Annotated in this window: 20 protein-coding genes; 12 read left to right on the forward strand and 8 right to left on the reverse strand. The window is 39.8% G+C overall.

What is annotated here, in order from left to right; all coding sequences use genetic code 11:
* Positions 1 to 162: 162 nt before the first annotated feature.
* On the reverse strand, positions 163 to 585 hold the full coding sequence (locus HYG93_RS05275) for a glycine zipper domain-containing protein (RefSeq protein WP_106984931.1): 423 nt from the start codon (positions 583 to 585) through the stop codon (positions 163 to 165).
* Positions 586 to 1,180: 595 nt separating this feature from the next.
* On the opposite strand from HYG93_RS05275, the gene prfA reads away from it, so the two are divergent.
* Both prfA and prmC read left to right on the forward strand, forming a co-directional pair.
* Positions 1,181 to 2,269 carry a peptide chain release factor 1 gene (gene prfA, locus HYG93_RS05280; protein ID WP_106984876.1) on the forward strand — a complete coding sequence of 363 codons (1,089 nt, stop codon included), beginning with the start codon at positions 1,181 to 1,183 and terminating at the stop codon, positions 2,267 to 2,269.
* A complete protein-coding gene (gene prmC, locus HYG93_RS05285) occupies positions 2,269 to 3,087 on the forward strand; it encodes a peptide chain release factor N(5)-glutamine methyltransferase (RefSeq protein ID WP_117007032.1) in 819 nt (272 codons plus the stop codon). The genes prfA and prmC overlap by 1 nt, the downstream gene beginning before the upstream one ends.
* Before the next feature lie 62 nt (positions 3,088 to 3,149).
* Here prmC and HYG93_RS05290 read toward each other — a convergent pair whose 3' ends face one another.
* The 4 genes from HYG93_RS05290 to HYG93_RS05305 all read right to left on the reverse strand — a co-directional run bounded on the left by HYG93_RS05290 (position 3,150) and on the right by HYG93_RS05305 (position 6,874).
* On the reverse strand, positions 3,150 to 3,980 hold the full coding sequence (locus tag HYG93_RS05290) for an ABC transporter permease (RefSeq protein WP_120365449.1): 831 nt from the start codon (positions 3,978 to 3,980) through the stop codon (positions 3,150 to 3,152).
* Positions 3,981 to 3,997: 17 nt separating this feature from the next.
* Positions 3,998 to 4,954 carry an aliphatic sulfonate ABC transporter substrate-binding protein gene (locus HYG93_RS05295; protein WP_120365448.1) on the reverse strand — a complete coding sequence of 319 codons (957 nt, stop codon included), beginning with the start codon at positions 4,952 to 4,954 and terminating at the stop codon, positions 3,998 to 4,000.
* Between the two features lie 306 nt (positions 4,955 to 5,260).
* Positions 5,261 to 5,614: a hypothetical protein gene (locus HYG93_RS05300; protein WP_106984872.1), complete on the reverse strand. Its 354-nt coding sequence runs from the start codon at positions 5,612 to 5,614 to the stop codon at positions 5,261 to 5,263.
* A 219-nt stretch (positions 5,615 to 5,833) separates the two neighbouring features.
* A complete protein-coding gene (locus HYG93_RS05305) occupies positions 5,834 to 6,874 on the reverse strand; it encodes an AraC family transcriptional regulator (RefSeq protein WP_120365447.1) in 1,041 nt (346 codons plus the stop codon).
* Between the two features lie 137 nt (positions 6,875 to 7,011).
* Between HYG93_RS05305 and HYG93_RS05310 the strand changes: the two genes are divergently transcribed.
* The 3 genes from HYG93_RS05310 to HYG93_RS05320 all read left to right on the forward strand — a co-directional run bounded on the left by HYG93_RS05310 (position 7,012) and on the right by HYG93_RS05320 (position 10,982).
* Positions 7,012 to 7,782 carry a 3-hydroxyacyl-CoA dehydrogenase gene (locus HYG93_RS05310; RefSeq protein WP_106984870.1) on the forward strand — a complete coding sequence of 257 codons (771 nt, stop codon included), beginning with the start codon at positions 7,012 to 7,014 and terminating at the stop codon, positions 7,780 to 7,782.
* A 156-nt stretch (positions 7,783 to 7,938) separates the two neighbouring features.
* Positions 7,939 to 9,075 carry an acyl-CoA dehydrogenase family protein gene (locus tag HYG93_RS05315; protein WP_120365446.1) on the forward strand — a complete coding sequence of 379 codons (1,137 nt, stop codon included), beginning with the start codon at positions 7,939 to 7,941 and terminating at the stop codon, positions 9,073 to 9,075.
* 251 nt (positions 9,076 to 9,326) lie between these two features.
* Complete coding sequence (locus tag HYG93_RS05320) at positions 9,327 to 10,982, forward strand: AMP-binding protein (RefSeq protein WP_120365445.1); 1,656 nt, start codon at positions 9,327 to 9,329, stop codon at positions 10,980 to 10,982.
* Between the two features lie 88 nt (positions 10,983 to 11,070).
* Here the strand turns inward: HYG93_RS05320 and HYG93_RS05325 are convergent, their stop codons facing one another.
* The gene (locus HYG93_RS05325; protein WP_228198905.1) at positions 11,071 to 12,270 is read right to left on the reverse strand and encodes a multidrug effflux MFS transporter; all 1,200 of its coding nucleotides are present in this window, start codon (positions 12,268 to 12,270) and stop codon (positions 11,071 to 11,073) included.
* Positions 12,271 to 12,339: 69 nt separating this feature from the next.
* Between HYG93_RS05325 and HYG93_RS05330 the strand changes: the two genes are divergently transcribed.
* From HYG93_RS05330 to HYG93_RS05355, 6 genes are all read left to right on the forward strand, one after another.
* The gene (locus HYG93_RS05330) at positions 12,340 to 12,945 is read left to right on the forward strand and encodes a TetR/AcrR family transcriptional regulator (RefSeq protein ID WP_117007034.1); all 606 of its coding nucleotides are present in this window, start codon (positions 12,340 to 12,342) and stop codon (positions 12,943 to 12,945) included.
* Between the two features lie 83 nt (positions 12,946 to 13,028).
* A complete protein-coding gene (locus HYG93_RS05335) occupies positions 13,029 to 13,757 on the forward strand; it encodes a HesA/MoeB/ThiF family protein (RefSeq protein WP_120365473.1) in 729 nt (242 codons plus the stop codon).
* Positions 13,758 to 13,815: 58 nt separating this feature from the next.
* On the forward strand, positions 13,816 to 15,114 hold the full coding sequence (locus HYG93_RS05340) for an AarF/ABC1/UbiB kinase family protein (protein ID WP_106984865.1): 1,299 nt from the start codon (positions 13,816 to 13,818) through the stop codon (positions 15,112 to 15,114).
* An 87-nt stretch (positions 15,115 to 15,201) separates the two neighbouring features.
* Positions 15,202 to 15,582: a dihydroneopterin aldolase gene (gene folB, locus HYG93_RS05345; protein ID WP_106984864.1), complete on the forward strand. Its 381-nt coding sequence runs from the start codon at positions 15,202 to 15,204 to the stop codon at positions 15,580 to 15,582.
* Positions 15,539 to 15,976, forward strand: a complete 438-nt coding sequence (locus tag HYG93_RS05350; RefSeq protein WP_120365444.1) for a 2-amino-4-hydroxy-6-hydroxymethyldihydropteridine diphosphokinase — start codon at positions 15,539 to 15,541, stop codon at positions 15,974 to 15,976. The genes folB and HYG93_RS05350 overlap by 44 nt, the downstream gene beginning before the upstream one ends.
* 166 nt (positions 15,977 to 16,142) lie before the next feature.
* Positions 16,143 to 16,724: a DedA family protein gene (locus tag HYG93_RS05355; protein WP_240627364.1), complete on the forward strand. Its 582-nt coding sequence runs from the start codon at positions 16,143 to 16,145 to the stop codon at positions 16,722 to 16,724.
* Between the two features lie 124 nt (positions 16,725 to 16,848).
* Here the strand turns inward: HYG93_RS05355 and coq7 are convergent, their stop codons facing one another.
* Complete coding sequence (coq7, locus tag HYG93_RS05360) at positions 16,849 to 17,484, reverse strand: 2-polyprenyl-3-methyl-6-methoxy-1,4-benzoquinone monooxygenase (RefSeq protein ID WP_117007035.1); 636 nt, start codon at positions 17,482 to 17,484, stop codon at positions 16,849 to 16,851.
* A gap of 3 nt (positions 17,485 to 17,487) precedes the next feature.
* The gene (locus tag HYG93_RS05365) at positions 17,488 to 18,807 is read right to left on the reverse strand and encodes an MFS transporter (protein WP_120365442.1); all 1,320 of its coding nucleotides are present in this window, start codon (positions 18,805 to 18,807) and stop codon (positions 17,488 to 17,490) included.
* Between the two features lie 182 nt (positions 18,808 to 18,989).
* On the opposite strand from HYG93_RS05365, the gene HYG93_RS05370 reads away from it, so the two are divergent.
* Complete coding sequence (locus tag HYG93_RS05370) at positions 18,990 to 21,740, forward strand: autotransporter assembly complex family protein (protein WP_120365441.1); 2,751 nt, start codon at positions 18,990 to 18,992, stop codon at positions 21,738 to 21,740.
* Positions 21,741 to 21,754: the final 14 nt, after the last annotated feature.

Here is a 21,754-nt window from a genome sequence, read left to right on the forward strand (position 1 = left end):
TATTGCTGTTTTGTTGATACTTGAAGACGATATGAATAGGGGTATTTAGAATAAAAGAGTCTTCTTTAGACATGATGCTCCATTTTTTAGCGTATAGTTTTTTATAATAAAAACCCGCTTAATGTCTGACATTGAGCGGGTTTTAAATTTAGATGTGCCGAATTAACGATGACGACGATGTTTTTTGTATTTACGGCTACTGTTATTGTAATTTTTGTCTTTAGAGATTTTATTCCCTAAAGCCGCACCACCTGCAGCACCAAGAGCAGAACCAACATAACCGCCATTTGTACCACCCATGCTTTTACCTACGGTATAACCAGCACCGCCACCAATTGCACCGCCAATAGCAGAATCTGTACGATTACGACGATCACTGGCTACAGCTGCACCACCAGCACCACCTAATGCAGCACCAATGGTCGCACCAGTATTGCCGCCCATATTTTTACCAATTGCAGTACCTGCAACGCTACCGAGTGCACTAGCAGCAGCAACGCGAGTGGTGTTGTCAGCGTGGGCGCTAACCGTAAATACTGAAGTGAGTGCTAAAGCACTACTAAGTAAAAGTGTATTCATTTTCATGGTTAACTCCATGTCCAATCGTGTTTGGACTCTTTAATTTCTTTAGATGGGGTAAATGTAACAAAAGAATTCTTTATAAATATGGAGAGCCTTCTCCAAATTAATGTGCTTTGGTGTAAGCAATGTTTTTCTTTGTAACAATTGTGAAAAAGTTGCCTTTAATTTCCTCAATTCAAAGCAATGATGAATGAATTAAGTAGAATAATGATTGGCGCTAGTTTTGAAATTTTGTCTAAAACAGCAAAATCATACTTTATTAGGCACAACTGAACGTCCTGAATATGTTCTTATTGAGGGTATTAGCCCTATAAGCACAACAGGATATGTTGTGGCGCTTAAATTTAGCTGAATTTAGGCAGATTAAAAATACGTTTTTGTCGGATTGGCGACATGCATGATATAGCCCATAGAAACAGGCGGAAGATAGAGTGATGTTGTGTCTTATATATAAGTTAAAGACACAAGCAGCTGAATAACAATAAAGATGTCATTTAAAACTGAGAATCTGTAAACTAAGCGCAAAATGAAGATTTGTCTGCTCTAGCCAAATTTTATTTCGCGTATTAGAGCAGGCGTTAAAGAGATATTTTGTAAAATGAAAGAATCACTGCGTTTGCGGTTGGATCAATTATCTGACCGTCACGAAGAATTAAATGCCTTACTCGCAGATGTTGAGGTAATTTCAGATAATAAACGTTTTCGTCAACTTTCACGCGAACATAGTGATTTGAGCGAAATTACTGAAGTATGGCACAAATATACTCAAGCTGAGGCAGATATAGAAACTGCTGAAGCTATGTTGTCTGATCCTGATTTTAAGGAAATGGCTCAGGAAGAAATTAAAGAAAATAAAGCTTTGATTAGCACTTTGGAAGCTGACCTTAACATCTTAATGATTCCTAAAGATCCGAATGATGCGAACTCTGCATATTTGGAAATCCGTGCAGGAACGGGTGGTGATGAAGCTGCGATTTTCTCAGGCGACTTATACCGTATGTATAGCAAATATGCCGAATCTAAAGGTTGGCGTATTGAAGTACTTTCAGAAAATGAAGGCGAGCATGGCGGTTATAAAGAAGTCATTTGCCTTGTAAATGGCGAAGGCGTGTATGGCCGTTTGAAATTTGAAAGCGGTGCGCATCGTGTACAGCGTGTACCAGCGACAGAATCACAGGGTCGTGTGCATACTTCAGCATGTACCGTAGCAATTTTGCCTGAAATAGATGTAGACACCACAGTAGAAATTAACGCATCTGATTTGCGTATTGATACTTATCGTGCGTCAGGTGCGGGTGGTCAGCACATTAACAAAACCGATTCGGCAGTTCGTATTACCCATCTTCCAACAGGAACTGTGGTGGAATGTCAGGATGAGCGTTCACAGCATAAGAACAAAGCCAAAGCGATGGCTTTACTTGCTTCACGTCTGGAAAATGCAAAACGTGCAGCTGCAGATGCGGCAACGTCTGAAATGCGCCGTGACTTGGTTGGCTCGGGCGACCGCTCTGAACGTATCCGTACCTATAACTATCCGCAAGGCCGTATGACCGATCACCGTATTAACTTAACGCTATATAAGTTAGATGCTGTGATGGAAGGCGACTTAACAGAATTGCTGGATAGTTTGCACCGCGAATATCAAGCCGACCAATTGGCAATGTTAGCTCAGCAGAATGGTGGCTAATGAATATTGCACAGGCGTTGGCCTATCGCGGTGAACCTGAAAGCTATGAGCGTCAGGAAAATGCATGGTTGCTCGAGCACATTACGAAAATTGATTCTTTTGATTTAATCATGAAGAAGGATCAAGCGTTAACCGCAGAGCAAGAACAAGCTTATCTCGCTGGTTTAGAACGTATTGCAGCGGGTGAGCCTTTGGCTTATGTTACGGGTTCACAGCCATTTTGGACTTTAGACTTAAAAGTGACTAAAGACACTTTGGTACCGCGTCCGGATACTGAAGTATTGGTTGAAACCGTGTTGCGTTTAGACTTGCCTGAAGATGCGCGTATTGTAGATTTAGGCACAGGAACAGGTGCCGTTGCTTTGTCATTGGCAAGTGAACGGCCTGATTGGTCTGTTACAGCGTCAGACATTTATGAGCCGACACTGGAAGTCGCAGAATACAATGCCAAAGCACATGATTTAGCGCATGTGAAATTTGTATTGGGTTCATGGTTAAAGCCATTTGGCCGTGAATTCTTTGATGTGATTGTGTCGAATCCGCCGTATATCGATGCAGACGATGTGCACATGAAAGATCTAGCGACAGAGCCTGAGCGCGCTTTAGTGGCAGATAAGCATGGTCTTGCAGATATCGAGCAAATTATTCAGCAAGGCAAAAAGCATTTAACCGTGAATGGCTGGGTTGCGCTCGAACATGGATATGATCAAGGTGAAGCGGTACGTCATCTATTTTTACAAGCGGGCTATCGATATGTCCGTACTGTAAAAGATTATGGCGGAAATGACCGTGTGACCTTAGGGCAATGGCAACAGTAATGTAGCTGAGCCAAAAACAAATGATAAAAGCGCATTCAATGCGCTTTTATTTTGAAAGGCGGTTACTGTTTAATAACGTCTCGCCAGCGAAGTAACCAAGTTTCTAGTGCTTGCATGACACGATCGGTTAACTTACCTAATATTGCCAATAAAATAATCGCTAAAATGACAATATCTGGTCGCGAGGTTTCTCGGCCATCACTAAGTAAATAGCCAATTCCTTGTGTTGCTGCAATTAATTCAGCAGCAATCATAAACATCCAAGATAAACTCAGACCATTACGTAGCCCAGTCAATATGCCTGGGGAGGCTGCTGGTAATATGATTTGCTGTACAAGTTGCCAATATTTTAAACGATAGACTTGAGCGACTTCGATTAATTTACGGTCTACGCCTTTAATTGCTGCTACGGTATTGGTATACACAGGAAAAAATGCACCAATTGCAATTAAAGTAATTTTTGAAGCCTCATCAATACCCAGCCAAAGGAGCAAAAGTGGTATCCATGCTAAGCTAGGAATAGACTTAATGGCTGAAAAACTTGGTTCTAAAAAGGCTTCAGCTTGTTTGCTTAGACCAACCCATACTGCAAAAAACAAGGCTAAAAAACTGCCGATTAAAAAGCCAATTAATACACGTAAGCTACTTGTCCAAATATGTTGCCATAAATCTCCAGCTGCCAATTCTGTGAAGCTTTGCCAAAGGCTACTGGGCGCAGGGAGTAAATACGGTTCAATCCAGCCTGCACGAACCAAATATTCACATAATATAAGAACTAAAACTGGGATCGTGAGCGCTTTTGCCCAAGTGCTTAACTTGGGCCTAGATGCTTCACTTTCAATTTTCAGTTTGAGTGAAGTAGGTGCTTTCGGTATTGCTTGAGAATGTGTCATAAGTCAAAAAATGCCTTTTACTTCACAGCATTTTGTGCAAATTTTGCATCAAGTAATTGAGTCACTACTTGGTTTACATCCGTGCCTTTACGTACTAAATCTTCTTCAGTCAAAATATTGCCTGCTTTTTGTAAGGCAGCAATATGTTTTGCAGTTGGAACGTTTTGATCGAAGTTGGTACGGCTAATTTGTAGTTTTGCAACATTTAAAGGAAGCTTAGATTCCTTGGCTAATAGTGTGGCAACTTGATCAGGATGTGCTTTGGCCCATTTTCGTGCTTGTTCATACGCCTTAATCACCGTGGTCACAGTTTCAGAGTTTTCTTTTGCAAAAGCATCTTTTACGCTTAAAACGCTATAGCTATTGAAGCTTACATTGCGGTAAAGCAGTTTAGCTCCAGACTGTAGTTGAGCCGAAGCCATTAATGGATCAAGTCCTGCCCAAGCATCGACTTGGCCACGCTCTAATGCCGTTTTACCATCTGGGTGTTGTAAATGAACCAGTTGTACATCTCGTTTAGTTAAACCAACTGTTTCTAGCGCTTGTAAAGTAAATAAATAGGGATCAGTACCTTTGGTTGCTGCAATTTTTTTAGCTTTTAAATCTTTTAAATTCTTAATATTTGAGTTTTTAGCCACCAGTAATGCGGTCCATTCAGGTTGGCTTTGAATATACACTGTTTTAATAGGGCTACCGTTGGCCTTGCTTAATACCGCAGCTAAACCTGCAGTGGAAGCAAAATCGATACTACCACTATTTAAATACTCTAATGAGCGGTTTGAACCTTGGCTAAATACCCATTTGATTTGGCTCTGAGGGAAGGCTTTTTCTAAAAGTTTTTGATCTTTAACCACTAAACTAGTTGGGGCATAGTAGGCATAATCCAGTTTGATTTCTTTTGGTGGTGCTGCCAAAGTCACTGTGGTTACTAAAGCCGTAGTAGCCAAGATAGCAAGTTGACGAATCGTTTTCATATAACCCCGAAAATGTATAGCGCAAAAATAATTCGTTATAAATACGTGCTGAAGTTAAATAGAGCAAAATAGAAAAAGTGATAACAAAATGAAAAATATAAAAATAGAGTATTTTAAATATTAAGTTATTGAAAAATATTTATTTTAAAAATTTAGTATGTGATTTTGTTTTATATATCAAATAGATCATAAAATTTCAGTTAAATTGATAAGTGTAGTTTAGGGCTGTAAAAAGGTTTTTTATACAAAATAAAGCGGCCATGTCGGCCGCCGTATTTTTAATGATTATTGTACTACTGTGATAGATTACATTGGGTAATCTTGTAGACATTCTGCCACTTCAACTTGGTTGAAAGCATCTGTTTCTACTGCAAGACAATAGGCAACAATTTTAGTAGTTGCTGTAATGTAAGCTTCATCTTTTAAATTGGCACCAGCTTGAACTTCTTGAATGGTTTCCGTTGAAATATCCAAGTGTTGTGCAATTTCAAGTGCCTGCTCATTTAAGAAAAATGTAGAGACAATATTGGCTAAATCAATATCAGAAATCTTAAGTAGTTCCTGATGAAACTGAGCTTCAGTCTGTTCAGTTGCTTGAAAAATTGATTCAGAGAAATTTTGTACCAAGCTTTGCTCGAGTACGTCTATCATCTTAAGCATGTGGGAGCCTTCGAGGTGATGAGATCAGGGAGTGAGATACAGCCAAAATAACAATAAGCAAAATGCTTTAAATTGAGTGAAAAATAACCTATTTAAAGGAGATTGGCAATCTTCTAGCGATGAACGTACAGTCGTATTTGTGTTTTTTAATAAACTATTGATAAATTTGTAAATTTTTCAATTAATCTAAAATTAAGCTTATTTGAGTGGTTTTAAATATTAGACTTCTGAAATTTCATTCTGTTGTTTTTGGCGGTACATCCCTGGGTTGACGCCTGTCCATTTTTTAAAAGCACGGTGAAATGCACTTGCATCATGGAAATTCAGTTGTTCACTAATATCTTGTAAGGTTAAATGGCTTTGTGCGAGCAAATCAATCGCAAGGTCACGTCGTATGTCATTTTTGAGTTGTTGAAAATTAATACCTTCTTGCTTAAGTCTACGTTGCATCGTGGCTTCCGACATATTAAAAAGGGGCGCTAGTTCAGTCAGTTCTTCCCAATCAGCCGTTGCGGTTTGCATAAAGTGTTTACGAATTTGATGGCCCAATGCATTGGGGTTTTTATAACGCACCAATAAGTTATATGGTGTATGCAGAATAAATTGATGCCAAGTTTTTTGGTCTTGCTTAATGGCTAAGTTTAAGTAGTTGGCATCAAACTGAATATAGTTTTCGTCGGCAGCATATTGAATATCATCACAAAATCGAACTTTATAGTCGTGATCATCGCTCGGCGCAGTGCAACGTAGCTGAATTCGATTCAAAACAATACGTTGTCCACATAACCAGCACATCAGGCCATGAATTAACATTAAATACGTGGCATAACTGAACATGCGTTTGGGCAAGGTATTTTCTTGAATCACAATATATACATAGTGTTCTTCCACAAAAAACTTACTTTTAAAATCATCTAAAATAAGATTTAAAAATTGAAGAATTTGCGTTAGAGCTTGTTTTAAATCAGCGCTTTGCGTAACTGATTTGGATAAGAATGTATAACTGCCTCGGCGCATGGGATGCGAGTCCATCCCAAAAAACTCATCATTCATTGCATCGGCAAGTACAATCCAAAGCTGTGCATATTGGCTTACCGACACACGAGTTTTATCCGAATGCAGCAGTTCAGGTGCAATACCCGCTTTTTGCAGTAAAGCAAAAGTGTCATAGCCTTGTTGTTTTGCATGAAGGAGTGCTTCATGTACAAGGCTAATTGAAATTGTCCCTTTGAAATAGTCGTGATCCAATCTAAATTCCATGATTGAGCTGAAGTATATTTTCTATTGTTCAAATACATCACGCGCGATGCAGTATTTGGAAATTGTACTCAATTTATTCTGTGATTACTCTGTGTCTTAAGTCGAATTTTAAAACATGTTGTTTAGGATAAAAGAAAATGAAAATCCAAGGAAAAGTGTTTGTAGTTACAGGTGGTGCGTCTGGTTTAGGGGCGGCTACAGCTACTTATTTGGTTGGGCAAGGCGCAAAAGTCATTATGGTCGATATGAACCAAGACTTAGGTGAAAGCTTACAACATCGCCTAGGTGAGCATGCTGAATTTGTTATGTTAGATGTAACTAGCGAAGCTGCAACAGAAGCTTTTTTTCAACATGTTGAGAATAAATATGGCCAATTAAATGGTTTGGTCAATTGTGCGGGGATCGCACCTTCTGCAAAAGTATTGGGTCGCGATGGTTTGCATGACTTGGCAATGTTCCAAAAAGTATTGAATATCAATGTGTCTGGTACATTTAATATGATTCGTTTTGGCGCGCGCTTAATAGCTAAATATGAATTAAAAGCGGGTGAAGAAGAGCGTGGTGTGATTGTGAATACAGCCTCTGTGGCAGCTTATGATGGTCAGATTGGGCAATCTGCCTATGCAGCTTCAAAAGGTGCAGTTGTCGCAATGACTTTACCCTTAGCTCGTGAGTTGGCTCGCGAAGCGATTCGAGTAATGACCATTGCGCCAGGGATTATGGAAACGCCTATGCTTAAAGGCCTACCGCAAAATGTACAGGATGCTTTAGGGCAAATGGTGCCATTTCCACCGCGTTTAGCAAAACCAGAAGAATTTGCGCACTTGGTAGGGCATATTTTTGAAAATGGCTACCTAAACGGCGAAGTGATTCGTTTGGATGGTGCAATTCGTATGCAACCTAAATAATTCATTTTAAGAAAAAACTTCTTGTTTCCTTTTGATGGGTGAGCAACGAAACTTAATTTATTGTTGGCTAAATGGGATGTTTGGCCAGTAGGTGGAGCAACCGCCACTGCAATGTATCCGATAGTGAAAATAATTAAATTTTAAAAGGATGTAAGCATGATTTTGAATGATGAACAAAAAATGGTTCAGGAAATGATGCGTGATTATTCACAAAATAAACTAAAACCTACTGCTGCAGAACGCGATAAAACTTCGTGCTTTCCAGCGCAAGAATTAAAAGAATTGGGCGCCTTAGGTGCTTTAGGTATAACTGTGTCTGAGCAATGGGGGGGTGCAGGCATGGACTATGTGTCTTTGGTTGTGGCTATTGAAGAAATTGCCGCAGGTGATGGCGCAATTTCGACCATTGTAAGCGTACAAAACTCTTTGCCATGTGGAATTACTCAACGTTATGGAACAGAGCAACAGAAGCAGCAATACTTAAGTAAATTAGCGACTGGAGAAATGTTAGGCTGCTTCTGCTTAACAGAGCCACAAGCTGGTTCAGATGCCAGTGCATTGATGTGTCAGGCTGTACGTGATGGTGATGAGTGGGTTATCAATGGTACCAAGCAATTTATCACCACCGGTAAATATGCTGATGTCGCATTGGTGTTTGCAGTGACAGATAAAGCAGCTGGCAAAAAAGGCATTTCATGCTTTTTAGTACCAACAAGTACTGAAGGTTATATCGTATCGCGTTTAGAAGAAAAAATGGGCCAACATTGCTCAGATACTGCAACGATTATATTTGATAACTGTCGTATACCTGCTGATCATTTATTGGGTAAAGAAGGTGATGGCTACAAAATTGCTTTATCCAATTTAGAATCGGGCCGTATTGGTATTGCAGCCCAGTGTATTGGTATGGCGCGGGCGGCTTTGGATGCAGCCATTGAATATGCCAATGAGCGTCAAGCATTTGGTGTCAATATTGTAGAGCATCAAGCGGTGGCATTTCGTTTGGCCGACATGGCCACACAGATTGAAGCCGCACGTCAGTTGATTTTTCATGCGGCCACTTTAAAAGATGCCAACTTAGCCTGCTTAAAAGAAGCGTCTATGGCGAAGCTATTTGCCTCAACTATGGCAGAGCGGGTGTGTTCAGATGCAATTCAAATTCATGGCGGCTATGGCTATGTTTCGGATTTTCCTGTTGAACGAATTTATAGAGATGTGCGTGTCAGCCAAATTTACGAAGGCGCATCCGATATTCAGCGCCTCGTAATTGCGCGTGAAGTTGCCAAGTCATAAGCATGAAGGCCGAAGTCATTAGACTTTGGTCGATGTTCAAAGCCTGCAATACAGATGAGGTTTATGGAAATTGCAGGCCTTCTTTAAACGTGTTTTTCTAATTATATAAAAAAGGCGTGAGTTTAACTTAGGCCAAATTGAAGTACGGGATGTACAGAGCCACACAGCAAGATGTGTGTAAGCAATATAACAATGCTGAAGTGACATAGAGCAGATGCCAAGTCCTCAGCCCACATGATATAGGGAATACCATGAAAACACTTGAACAAGCATATCTCGATTTTGATTTTGAAAAATTAATTACAATGCAATTACAAGGTCATTCTAAGGAAGTAAATGCCTATGTGGAATGTTGCCAGCGGTACGTTGGACAGTACAAAACAGCGTTTATTTGGGAAGGTAAGAATGGCGAATCGGCAACATGGACTTTTGAGCAACTAGATGAAGCCTCAGGCAAGCTTGCAAATTATTTTAAAGGTTTAGGTATTCAAAAAGGTGATTGCATCGCGGGCTTATTGCCACGTACAGCAGAATTACTCATAACTGTATTGGCTACATGGCGTATTGGAGCAATTTATCAACCCTTATTTACTGCGTTTGAATCTAAAGCAATTGAGCACCGTATTGAAGTTGCACAGACTAAACTGATTGTGACCAATACAGAGCAACGTGCAAAATTAAACAACCTTAAAGTGCCGCATATTTTAACGGTTGGGCAAGTCGATGTAATGCCTAACTCGATAGCTACTGAGGCGGATTTTTGGACAGTGATGGCCCAGCAATCTGTACACTGTGATGCAGAAATGCAAAGCTTTGATGACTATTTTTTAATGATGTTTACCTCAGGTACGACAGGTTTGGCGAAATCTGTACCTGTACCTTTAAAGGCAATGTTAGCTTTTAAAGGTTATATGACCCATGCTGTCGATTTACGTGAAGAAGATTCATTTTGGAACTTAGCTGACCCAGGTTGGGCTTATGGTTTGTACTATGGTATTACAGGGCCATTAAGCTTAGGTCATAGCATTATTATGGATGAGCGTGCATTTAGTGTAGATAACGCATTGCAAATTATTCAAAAATATAAAGTGAGTAACTTAACAGGATCGCCAACAGCATTTCGTTTGTTTTTTGGCTTTAAAGAAAAGTTTGATGAGTCAATTAAAACCCATTTGCGTGTGGTGAGTAGCGCGGGTGAGCCACTTACACCTGAAGTTATTCATTGGTTTAACCATGATCTAAATGTCAATATTTACGATCAATATGGTCAGACTGAATTGGGTATGGTAATTGCCAACCATCATGCCTTAGCGCATGAAAAGAAAGTAGGTTCTGCTGGGTATGCAATTCCTGGGCATCGTTTTGCTGTATTAGATAGTAATAACCAAGAAGTAGTAGCAGGCGGTATTGGTACCTTGGCCATTGATTGCTCACAGTCACCTTTGTTTTGGTTTAATGGCTATGGGGGCAATAATCGTAAATCATTTGTCGGGCACTATTATTTAACAGGTGATACTGTACGTTTAAACGAACATTTGGGCATCGATTTTATTGCTCGTGCTGACGATGTCATTACAACGTCAGGCTATCGCGTGGGTCCTTTTGATGTGGAAAGTACTTTGCTTGAGTGTGAAGAGGTTCTAGAGTCAGCAGTTATTGGTAAGCCAGACCCTGAGCGTACTGAGATTGTGAAAGCTTTTGTGGTGCTTAAAACACAATATGCTGGTACGGCAGAACTCATGAAAAAACTACAAGAATATGTACGTTCACGGTTATCAAAACATGCATATCCAAAAGAAATTGAATTTGTAGACAGCTTACCTAAAACATCAAGTGGTAAAATTCAGCGTAATTTGCTCAAGCAACAAGAAATTGCAAAATTAGAGCAGTTAGCCAAAGTGGGTTGAATAATTTAATTTATCTAAATATAAGGCGGTCAAATGACCGCCTTTATTGTTGATGTAATTTGTTATTTTTTAATATGTCGCATCTTTTTTAATGGTTGGCCATCGGGAGATGCTTTGGAAAAAACACGAAGCAAGTGATGGTGGCAAGCAATGCACAGGTGGCCATAATACTAATTAAGCCTATAGCGCCTACAGCTGAAGTACTTCCCGTAATTGCGGTAATGACTGCACCAAAGCCAAATTGCAGTGCACCCAATAAAGCTGAAGCTGTGCCTGCATTTTGGTGTTGAAAAGTTAATGCCAATTGTGTTCCTGTTGGCATAATAAAACCAAGCAAGGCAACAGCTATAAAGATAATAATACAAAATAGAATTAACTGATTTATACCAAAAATAAGACAACAGAAAAGCATAGCCATGACGATGAGTAAGGCAAATGTTGTAAATTTATAGGCGTTGAGGAGCCCAAACTTTTCATGCATTTTTGGCGTTAAAATGGCCGCAATAATTAAGCCAAAAGCATTAAAGGCAAATAGTAGGCTAAATTGGGTAGAACTCAGCTGATATTGAGAAATAAGGACACTTGCTGAGCCTGCAATGTAGGCAAAGAAAGCAGCCTGTGCAATACATAAGCTCAGTGCATAAATAATAAATTTACGGTCAGTAATGATGCGACCATACAGTTTAAATGTCTGTAAGAGCTTAAATTGTTGACGTAGCTTGATATCACGTGTTTCTGGTAGGTAAAGCGCGACAGCACTCATCACCACAATGCCATATACGGCAAGAAATGCAAAAATATTGCGCCAAGAACCCAAGGTTTGTAGGCCATTGCCGATCAGTGGTGCAACTACGGGTGATAAACCTAGAATTGCCAATACCATAGACATCATTTTACCCATGGCAGGGCCTTGATATTGGTCTTTAATCATCGCAAAAGCGATCACCATTCCAATAGACCCCCCAAGGCCTTGTACAAAACGAATGATTTGGAGTTGCATGACATTTGTTGCAAAAGCGCAGCTGATTGATGCGATTATAAAAATACTCAGCCCTAAATAGATCAGTGGCTTACGACCAAATTTATCTGAAAGTGGGCCATAGACCAATTGCCCAAGCATTAAACCCACAAAGAATGTCATTAAACTGAATTGTACTGCACCTTCGCTACTGCCTAGTGCCTCGGCCATTGCAGGTATGCTAGGCAAATACATATCAATGCCAATGGGGCCAAGTGTTGCAAGCAATGCAATAAGTATTGGCATTGCGCGATTGGGGGATGCTGTCATAATAAATCTGAATTGTTTAAATGGCGCACATTATGAAACTTACTGGTTTCTTAAGTCAAGGAAGAGCACATGGCTAAATTGGGTAGACCTTTGGCAATGACAGTAGAGCAACGCCGTAAAGAAATTTTTGCAGTTGCAGAACAGCTATTTGGTAATTATGGTTTTGAAAATGTCACGATGGCTCAAATTGCCAGTGAAGCAGGAATGTCTAAAAAAACGTTATATGCATATTTTGCAGATAAACGCGCCTTATTGAACTCATTGGTTGAGTCTTCTTATATTTGGCCAGAAGAAGCTTTTTCAGATTCTCCGTTGAATGCTGTAGACAGGTTAAAACAACACATGAAAATGATAGCTGAGCACGTACTTTCTGAGCGTCATATAAAATTATGTCGTCTATCCATTGCGGAACACGCGGATATGGACGGCATGACACATACGTTTTATGAAATGGGGATTGCATCGAGTCGTAATCACCTCATTGTAGCTATTGAGCGTATTTTGCCCTCAGACTGGCGTTTAGCGTTAACTGCAGAGGTTTTGGCAGACATGCTTTTTGGTGCTTCAATTACTAAACCTTTCATTGATGCTTTATTCATCAATAAAGAAGCAAATTTAAAGGAAATTCATCAAAGAATTGACAATACTATCGATGCAATGCTGATAATAGCTTGAATATCGATACCATAATTGTTTAAACGGATATTGAAATAGTGAATCAGTCATCGGACTTGGACTTAGAACTCAGCGAAGCAGAAATGCACCTGTATAGTCGTCAAATACTCTTAGAGGGATGGGATCTTGAAGCACAAGAAAAGCTCAAACTTTCTAATGTGTTGATTGTAGGCTGTGGGGGGATTGGTTGTGCATTGGCTGAGTTATTGGCACGCGCAGGTGTGGGAAAAATTAGCTTAATTGATGCAGATAGCATTGAAGTGAGTAATTTGCAGCGCCAAATGGCTTTTGGACCTGCAGATATTGGTTTTTATAAAGCAGATATATTGGCAAAGCGTTTAACACAAATTAACCCACATATTCAGGTGCACAGTACTGTCGCTAAGTTGGATAAAACCAATGCAGATTGCCTAATAGCATCGCAAGATTTGGTGCTCGATGGCTGTGATAATTTCACAACACGTTATTTGGTGAATCAAATTTGTCAGCAACACGGTGTGCCATTAATTAGTGCTTCAGCAATTGGCTTTCAGGGGCAATTGTTTATGGTCGAAGGCGATTCAGCGTGTTATGAATGTCTGTTTCCAAAAGAAGAACAGCAAAATGAAAGCCTACGCTGTGCGGACTCCGGTGTACTTGCGACCACGCCGAATGTGATGGCCAGCTTACAGGCGCATCATGCGTTATTATATTTGGGTTTAAACCTTAGGCCACTGAAGCAAAAGCTTTTATTGTGGAATGGTTTAAATATGACGCAGCGAATTTTAAATTTTATGCATGATGAAAATTGTGCAAGCTGTCAGGCAAGATAATCCTGCAAGGGCATAAAATTTTGCTACACTCACTACACTTTATTTTTCCTCAGACATTATGAAAAACAATATTTGGCTTGATGGATTACGTTCTGTTGCCCGTATGGGTGAAACAGCTGTGGTGGCAGCCAAGGCTGGCATTAAATACGCCACAGAAAAACCAAGCAATGCAAAGCTCATGCGTGAAACTTTTGAATCGCTCGGTTCTACATATATTAAATTAGGGCAGTTTATTGCCAGTACGCCTTCGCTATTTCCACGTGAATATGTGGAAGAGTTTCAAGGTTGTCTAGATCAGACACCAAGCTTGCCGTTTAGCTATGTACAGCAGGTATTGGCTTCGGAGTTTGCAGGCCGTAATTTAGATGAAATATTTGCATCTATTGATGAAAAACCACTTGCGTCCGCATCTATTGCACAGGTACATGCAGCAACTTTAGTGAGTGGTGAAAATGTCGTAATTAAAGTCCAAAAGCCAGGTGTAGAAACCATTTTATACACTGACTTAAATGTCTTACATTGGGCGACTAAATTACTTGAAAAAGCTGTACCTAAAGTTAAATTTGCGTCTTTGGCAGATATTGTTGAAGAAATAAAAACACGTATGGTGCGTGAAGTTGATTTTATTGAAGAAGCACAAAATTTAGATGATTTTGTGAATTATTTAAATATTACCAATAACCAAGCAGCAACAGCACCTAAGGTTTATCATCAATATTCAACTCGTCGTGTGCTGACTATGCAACGCTTGTATGGTGTACCTTTGACTGATTTTGATATGGTTAAAAAAGTTGCAAAAGATCCATCACAAGTTTTAATTACTGCCATGAATACATGGTTTGGTAGTCTGATGATGTGTAATAGCTTCCATGCGGACTTGCATGCGGGCAATCTTATGTTCTTAGAAGATGGTCGTGTCGGCTTTATCGATTTTGGTATTGTGGGGCAGTTAAAGCCAGAAGTATGGACTGCCTGTATTGCATTTATGGATGCATTGCAAAAGACCGACTATGCTTTAATGGCTGAAAATATGCTGAAAATGGGCATGACGGATCATAAAATTGATACCAAAGTTTTGGCTGATGATTTAGAGCGTCTGTTTAGTGGTGTATTGCTGGCAGATCCGCAAGAATTGCTCACATCAAATCCTTCGGATATCAATGACATTATGATGGATATGGTGGGTGTAGGCGAACGTCATGGCATCCGTTTCCCACGAGATTTTGCCTTGTTATTTAAGCAAATGCTGTATTTTGATCGTTTTATGCGTATTCTAGCGCCGTATACAGATATTTATGCTGACCAGCGCTTACAGATGGTGCAAAGTATAGACCCTAATCTGTTGCTAAAGCACTAAGCTTTAATGCGCTTACAGTCTTTATGGCTTTGACACACTATTTTAAATCCCCCTTATATAAGGGGGACTTTTGTATTTGAGAGATTTATGGACGCGATTATTATTGAAGGCTTAAAGGTAGAGACAGTGGTGGGCTGTTTCAATTGGGAGCGTCAAATTATTCAGCCTTTAATGCTCGATTTGCAGATTAATACCAGTTTAGAGCAGGCATCTAATTCTGATGAGTTAGACGATACACTCAATTATGCGGAAATTTGTGAAATTTCGGCAAAAGTGATTCAAGAAGCGCAACCTAAATTGATCGAACATGCAGCAAAACTGGTTTTGAATGCACTTTTTACTACCTTTCCAGTAGTGGAATCTATTATGATTACCATCCGTAAGCCTGCCATTATCCCGCAAGCAAATTCTGTAGGAATTCGTCTTGAACGTCACCGAAACGATATTCGCCTTAGCACTGGCGAGTAATTGCAATCCAAAACAGCATTTTCAACAAGCAATTGCACAACTCGCTCAATTCGGTGATTTAAGCTTTTCCAGTATTTATTTAATTCCGTGCCGAGATGCGATTGGTGCGGATTATTGGAATGCTGCGTGTTTATTGAAAAGTCATTTATCCGTAACGGATTTAGTCCTGCAATTAAAACGTATGGAAACCGATTCAGGGCGTATTCGACCTTCACATCAAATTACTTTAGATATTGATTTAATTGCATGGGGTAGTTGTTTGTCCAATATGCAGTTTAATGCCAAAAAATTACCTTTGGCATTGGATGTGAAAATTCCTATGTATGAGATTTGGTCAGATGCAGCTTTTGTACATGAGAAACATCACTTTCCTGTGGTCTCATGTCATGCATAGACTTGAGTTTCTATAATTTTATGTATTCAAATGTTGAGCACTTAGCGTTTGATTTGGGTGCTATGTTGGGTTATCGCATAGCAGATCATTTGAGTCTGTAAAACAGCAGTCATGCTAGATTTAGTGCTAAGATAGAAAAAATAATCATCATCAAGTTGTTGGCTGTATGAATTGGACTGAGCTCATTCAGCATTATGGCTATTGGGCCATATTTGCAGGAACTTTGTTTGAAGGCGAAACAGTACTTATGCTGGGTGCTTATGCAGTGCATCAGCATTTACTTAATTTTTGGCTATTACTTTCGGTTGCTATGCTTGGAAGCTTTATTGGTGATCAATTTTATTATCAATTGGGCGCACGCTATGGGCAAAAAATGCTTGAATCTCAGCCAGAGTTTGCCAAAAAATTTCAACGTGCCAGCCAATTTATCGATCGTTATCCAATTTTAACTATTCTGGGTATGCGCTTTGCGTGGGGACTTAGAACAGTATTGCCGATCGCCGTAGGCATAAAAGCTTATCCAATTTGGAAATATGTACTCATTAACATTGTGGCCTGCTTCATTTGGGCATGGGTAGTGATTAGTGCTGGAGTACACATCACGCATGCCTTACATGTATTTTGGCAGTACATATTGCCTTATGACGATGAGCTTTATACGATTGTTGCTGTGATTGCTTGTATTGGGCTTGCGCGGTTGGTGTATGGCTATCGAAAAAAAGTAGCTGAGCAAAGCTCTAAACATTAATAAAAGATAAACGCCGCTATGCATCGCTAATTAATAATGAAAAGCTATATGCTCAATTTAAAATACTAGTTTCTAAAATTTAAAAAGCCCGCAGATTAGCGGGCTTTTACATCTTATGTATGGCTTAAATAAAATAACTAGTTTTGGTCATGAGCTTTGAAATGGCTGTCATGGTGATTTTAACAGGTGCTGGAAGGTCAACACCGCCTGCATTAAGCGCCGTATCGCGATGGTGCAACTCATCAATGTTCATTTGATTTAAAATTTGATATGAGCGCTGATCTTGTACAGGTAGCTGACTCATGTGGTGTTCTAAATGCATGCTCACTTGACGTTCTGTTTCAGCGACAAAGCCCAAGCTATATTTATCGCCCGCAATACCTGCTAAAGCACCCATACCAAAAGACAGACCATACCATACAGGGTTTAGTAAGCTGGTATGGCTATCCAGTTCTTTGAGTCGATCTTCACACCATGCTAAATGATCTTGCTCTTCAATGGCTGCTTGTTGCATTTCACGACGTACATTGGGTAACTTTGCAGTGAGCGCTTGGCCATGATAAAGCGCTTGTGCGCATACTTCGCCACTATGGTTGACACGCATTAAGCCTGCAACATGGCGAGCTTCACTTACAGCCAACTGTGTGTTGGTTCCATTGGCAGGGTTCTCACGTTGCGCAGAAGTGCTTCCAGGAACTAAACTGCGTAGCGCTTGGTCAAAAGAATGGATGAATTTGTCTAGACCGGTGTATTGACGCATGAATTAATCCTCCAACGAGACGTGTGCAGTTTTAAGCATAGGTTTTAAACGCAGGAGGAGCCAAATAGAGAAAATAGCACTCAACACTGCGGTTATGCAGAAAAGTATTTTAATATCAATCTTCAATATACTTAAGATGATAATTGAAAATATAGCAGAAGATACCATGAAAACAGCATTTAATATGTTGTTTGCCGCTACGATGCGCGCACGATGTGAGCGAGGTGAATAGGCTTGCATCATGGCATAGAGTGGCACAATATAAAAACCACCACTAATACCAAGTAAAGTCACTGCAAACATCACATTATAATAACTCCAGCCCCCTTGGAATACATCACTGAGGCTGAGTAGCGCACCTGTACGCTCTGGTACAAAAGTAAGGCTGGCTGCTAAATATAAAGCGAATACTGTAAGCCCAATGGCACCTAATGGGACCATTTTAATATTGACTTCTGTACCCCCAATTTTACGGCACAATAATGAACCTACACCAATACCAACAGAAAAGAAGGTCAGTAATAAACTCACGACATTTTCAGATGCATGTAAATTTTGCTGTGTCAGCTGTGGAATTTGAGTGAGGTAGGTTGCACCATAAAACCAATACCATGAGTTGCCTAATAAAATCGTAAAAATTAAAGGCAGGCTTTTGGCATAGCGCAAGGTTTGACCACTGGTACGAAAGAAATTCCAGTCAATGTCTATATTGGGTGAGGTGACTTGCTGTTTTAAAATAAAGCGACTTGATAAATAGCCTAAGCAAGCAATTGTGATTACCGTGAGGCTAATCCATAGCAAATTGCCTTGCGATAGGGAAATCACCGCACCACCCAAAATCATCCCGATCAAGATGGCCATAGATGTGCCTGATTGGAATAGCGCATTGCCTGACATAAGCTCTTGTGGCTTAAGGATTTCAGGCAAAATAGCGTATTTGATGGGCCCAAAGAAGGTGGAATGTGTGCCCATTAAAAACAGTGCGCACAATAATAGCCATAAATTGCCTAATAAAAAGCCTGCAGTCCCTAAGAGCATAATCAAAATTTCAGCAATTTTAAGCATTCGAACAAGCTGTGAACGCTCGTACTTATCTGCAAGCTGTCCAGCCGTCGCAGAGAAGATGAAGTAGGGTAAAATAAACAGTAAGGCTGCTAAGTTATTTAAAGTACTAATACTTGCTGTTTGTTGTTGAATCCATCCATACGTGATAACGAGAAGTAAGGCTTGCTTATAAACATTATCATTTAATGCCCCAAAAAATTGGGTGAGAAACATGGGTAGGAAACGACGGCTACCGAGTAAATGTTCACTGTTCTTCATATGATATGTGCTACATAAAGTTTTATTAAGAAATGTGAGTGTTTAGTAAAACGACGAAGAAAATCATGTAAGATACTTTAAAGCCTAGGAAAATGGCTCAACTCCACTGAATTTTGGTTCTTGAACTTAACTTCAATGGATTGAAAGATCCATTTCATAAACACGTATGTTTAGAGTTCGCTATGCCAGAAAAAATAAATTTTAAAAAGACCGCACTTCACTTAAGTATAAGTCATTTGACACTCGGGCATCATAACAACAAACGTTTGTGTTTAAGTATCTTTTTAACATTGTTTGCTCAGCATATCATGGCTCAAACAGTTGAAAAACATACGCCTGTCGCCGATGCAACCCAAGTGGAAATGGTAAATGCATTAAAGACTGAAGCCAGTCAGCAAGGTGTTTCTGAGGAAGAGCTTCGTCAAAAAGTTGAACAACAGCTGACACAGCCAGCTCCTGTAGACAGCGTACAAATGTTACAAGAACAACAAAATTCTCAGACATCAATAGATGCCTTTAAACCAATTGAGTTTGAAGATTTAGAAAGTTTGCCAGTTGAACCAATTGATCAACAGCTTGCAAATGAAATCTTTAAAGTTGCAGAAGAGGCGAAAAAGTCTGCTCAGAACTATAGAGCAACACAAAATAATGAAGTTGCAGTTGCAGATATCACACAACAAGAACTGCAAGAAATTAACCAAGCTCCAGTCAATGTAGATGTATTAATGCAATCTATCCGCGCGGATAGCGACATTGCGATTCAAGAAAATCAAACGGGTCGTGAGCTGGTGGTGGGTTTAGATAATCAAGAAGCTGTTGACGATAAGCAACCCAATTTCTTTAAACGGTTATTATATAAAGTGCGCCCGCCACGCCAAATGAATACAGCAAAAGTGCCACGGATTACTGCAGATGTTGTTTTGGTGTCTTCGCAAAATGAAAGCAATGTCTCAAATAAAGATTATGCGGAAGCATTAGAAAACTTAAAAGCCAATATTAAAGGTAAGTTGTCGAGTTTTACGCAAGAATCGTTCAGCGACTTTCCTTCTGCTTTACCTCAGCTACGTGCGTTGTCAATTCAGGCTTCACAGGCTGTGGGTTTTTATAATTCTGAGTTTAAATTTGAGAAAACTAGTAATTCTCGTGTTCGCGTACTTGTTACACCAAATAGCCCTGTAGTCATTCAACAGCAAAATGTTGAGTTTACAGGCCCTGGGGCGAATCAAGCACAGTTCAAAGTGATTGGTGTATTGCCAGATCAAGAAGAAGGTGGTGTGTTTAATCATGGTTTATATGAAAACACTAAAGTTCGTATAGATAATGCAGCATCTAATAACGGCTATTTTGACTCATATTGGCGTTTGCATGATGTGAAGGTTGCGCAGCCACAAAATACTGCCGATATTAACTTGCGCTTTGAAACAGGTGAGCGTTATAAGTTGGGTGATGTCGAATTTAGAATGAGCGACCCAACTAAACCATTCCCTTTGAATGATAAAATTTTACGTAGTTTAGTGACATGGCAAGAAGGTGCGGATTATGCTTTTTGGCGGGTAAATGGCTTAGCCAACAATCTAACCAACTCACGTTACTTTAACTACACTTTGGTGGATGCAGTCCGTCCAGATCCAATAGAAAAAGAGCTAGACTTACCGCCAGATTTACAAAAGCTGGTCGATCAAAATCAACTGTCAGCAGATGATTTAGCAGTACAAGATAAAAAAGCGGTAGCTTCAGATCATGAAGTTACACAGCATGTAGTCAATGAAGATCAATTTGCAGGTGTGAAAGACCCAGAGCAAAAAGCGAGCCTACGCAGTTTGGCGGAGCAACAAGAGCAAAAAGATAACGAGCAAGATGTATTAAAAGATAAAGCACGTGAAAGCAAAGTTGTTCCTGTGATTGTCACTTTAAATGCTGACAAGCTAAATAGTGCAGAAATGGGTGCTGGTTTTGGTACAGATACAGGTGTTCGTTTACGTGGGCAATATCGCCGTGCCATTGTAAATGAGCGTGGACATTCATTTGATGCCAATATGGAGCTGTCACAAATTCGACAGTCTATAGATGGTCGCTATAACATTCCTTATAAACACCCACTGAATGATTACATTAGCCTAGTAGGCGGTTATGAGCGTGAAGAGCGTGATAATGTCGGTGGTGATGTTAACTTGTTAATTGAATCTGCAGTTGCAGGTGCTGACCGAATTATTAAAAACCCACGTGGTCAATGGCAACAAACTTATGGTCTACGCTATCGATTAGACCGTATTACAGAAAACGGCTTAGCTGCTGTCGATATTGATAAAATACCTGAAGCTTTCTTAGTAAATGCCAATAGCCAGCAACAATCTTTATTGGTGGGTTATGAAGTATCTAGAACAGACACGGACAAACGTGTAAACCCAACGGTTGGTTTTAAGCAGACTTATAAAGTCGAGTTAGGTTCCGAAAAATTATTGACCGATGCTGACATGGCAATCGTGAATGCGGGTTGGCGTTTTATTTACTCTTTAGGTGAAAATGACAACCATCAGTTTGTGGGTCGTGCCGATGCAGGTTATATTTTTACTAAAGATTTTAGTAAAGTGCCCTATAACTTACGCTACTTTACAGGTGGCGATCAAACCATTCGTGGATTTGACTACAAGAGCTTAGCTGCATCTGAGTCGGGCTATAAAATTGGTGGTCAAGCATTGGCGGTCGGTTCTTTAGAATATAACTATCAATTTAAAGATGGTTGGCGTGCGGCAATTTTTAGTGATGCAGGCAATGCCTATGACAAAGATTTTAATACCAAAACCGCTTATAGCGCAGGTTTAGGTATTCGCTGGGCATCACCAATTGGGCCAATTCGTATTGATGTTGCATCGGGTTTATCTGATGATAATCACCCAATACGAATTCATTTCTTCATTGGCTCACAATTATAAAATACGGTAATAGA

The organism is Acinetobacter sp. SwsAc6 (assembly GCF_013391565.1).
In the GTDB taxonomy this organism is placed as follows: Bacteria; Pseudomonadota; Gammaproteobacteria; order Pseudomonadales; family Moraxellaceae; genus Acinetobacter; species Acinetobacter cumulans.

Bases quoted from the DNA above. Each gene is read 5' to 3' on its own strand.
- prmC (WP_117007032.1), top strand. From the start codon at position 2,269: ATGAATATTGCACAGGCGTTGGCCTATCGCGGTGAACCTGAAAGCTAT.
- folB (WP_106984864.1), top strand. From the start codon at position 15,202: ATGGACGCGATTATTATTGAAGGCTTAAAGGTAGAGACAGTGGTGGGC.
- HYG93_RS05340 (WP_106984865.1), top strand. From the start codon at position 13,816: ATGAAAAACAATATTTGGCTTGATGGATTACGTTCTGTTGCCCGTATG.
- HYG93_RS05325 (WP_228198905.1), bottom strand. From the start codon at position 12,270: ATGACAGCATCCCCCAATCGCGCAATGCCAATACTTATTGCATTGCTT.
- HYG93_RS05290 (WP_120365449.1), bottom strand. From the start codon at position 3,980: ATGACACATTCTCAAGCAATACCGAAAGCACCTACTTCACTCAAACTG.
- HYG93_RS05305 (WP_120365447.1), bottom strand. From the start codon at position 6,874: ATGGAATTTAGATTGGATCACGACTATTTCAAAGGGACAATTTCAATT.
- coq7 (WP_117007035.1), bottom strand. From the start codon at position 17,484: ATGCGTCAATACACCGGTCTAGACAAATTCATCCATTCTTTTGACCAA.
- prfA (WP_106984876.1), top strand. From the start codon at position 1,181: ATGAAAGAATCACTGCGTTTGCGGTTGGATCAATTATCTGACCGTCAC.
- HYG93_RS05330 (WP_117007034.1), top strand. From the start codon at position 12,340: ATGGCTAAATTGGGTAGACCTTTGGCAATGACAGTAGAGCAACGCCGT.
- HYG93_RS05310 (WP_106984870.1), top strand. From the start codon at position 7,012: ATGAAAATCCAAGGAAAAGTGTTTGTAGTTACAGGTGGTGCGTCTGGT.
- HYG93_RS05320 (WP_120365445.1), top strand. From the start codon at position 9,327: ATGAAAACACTTGAACAAGCATATCTCGATTTTGATTTTGAAAAATTA.
- HYG93_RS05300 (WP_106984872.1), bottom strand. From the start codon at position 5,614: ATGCTTAAGATGATAGACGTACTCGAGCAAAGCTTGGTACAAAATTTC.
- HYG93_RS05365 (WP_120365442.1), bottom strand. From the start codon at position 18,807: ATGAAGAACAGTGAACATTTACTCGGTAGCCGTCGTTTCCTACCCATG.
- HYG93_RS05355 (WP_240627364.1), top strand. From the start codon at position 16,143: ATGAATTGGACTGAGCTCATTCAGCATTATGGCTATTGGGCCATATTT.
- HYG93_RS05275 (WP_106984931.1), bottom strand. From the start codon at position 585: ATGAAAATGAATACACTTTTACTTAGTAGTGCTTTAGCACTCACTTCA.
- HYG93_RS05295 (WP_120365448.1), bottom strand. From the start codon at position 4,954: ATGAAAACGATTCGTCAACTTGCTATCTTGGCTACTACGGCTTTAGTA.
- HYG93_RS05335 (WP_120365473.1), top strand. From the start codon at position 13,029: ATGCACCTGTATAGTCGTCAAATACTCTTAGAGGGATGGGATCTTGAA.
- HYG93_RS05315 (WP_120365446.1), top strand. From the start codon at position 7,939: ATGATTTTGAATGATGAACAAAAAATGGTTCAGGAAATGATGCGTGAT.
- HYG93_RS05370 (WP_120365441.1), top strand. From the start codon at position 18,990: ATGCCAGAAAAAATAAATTTTAAAAAGACCGCACTTCACTTAAGTATA.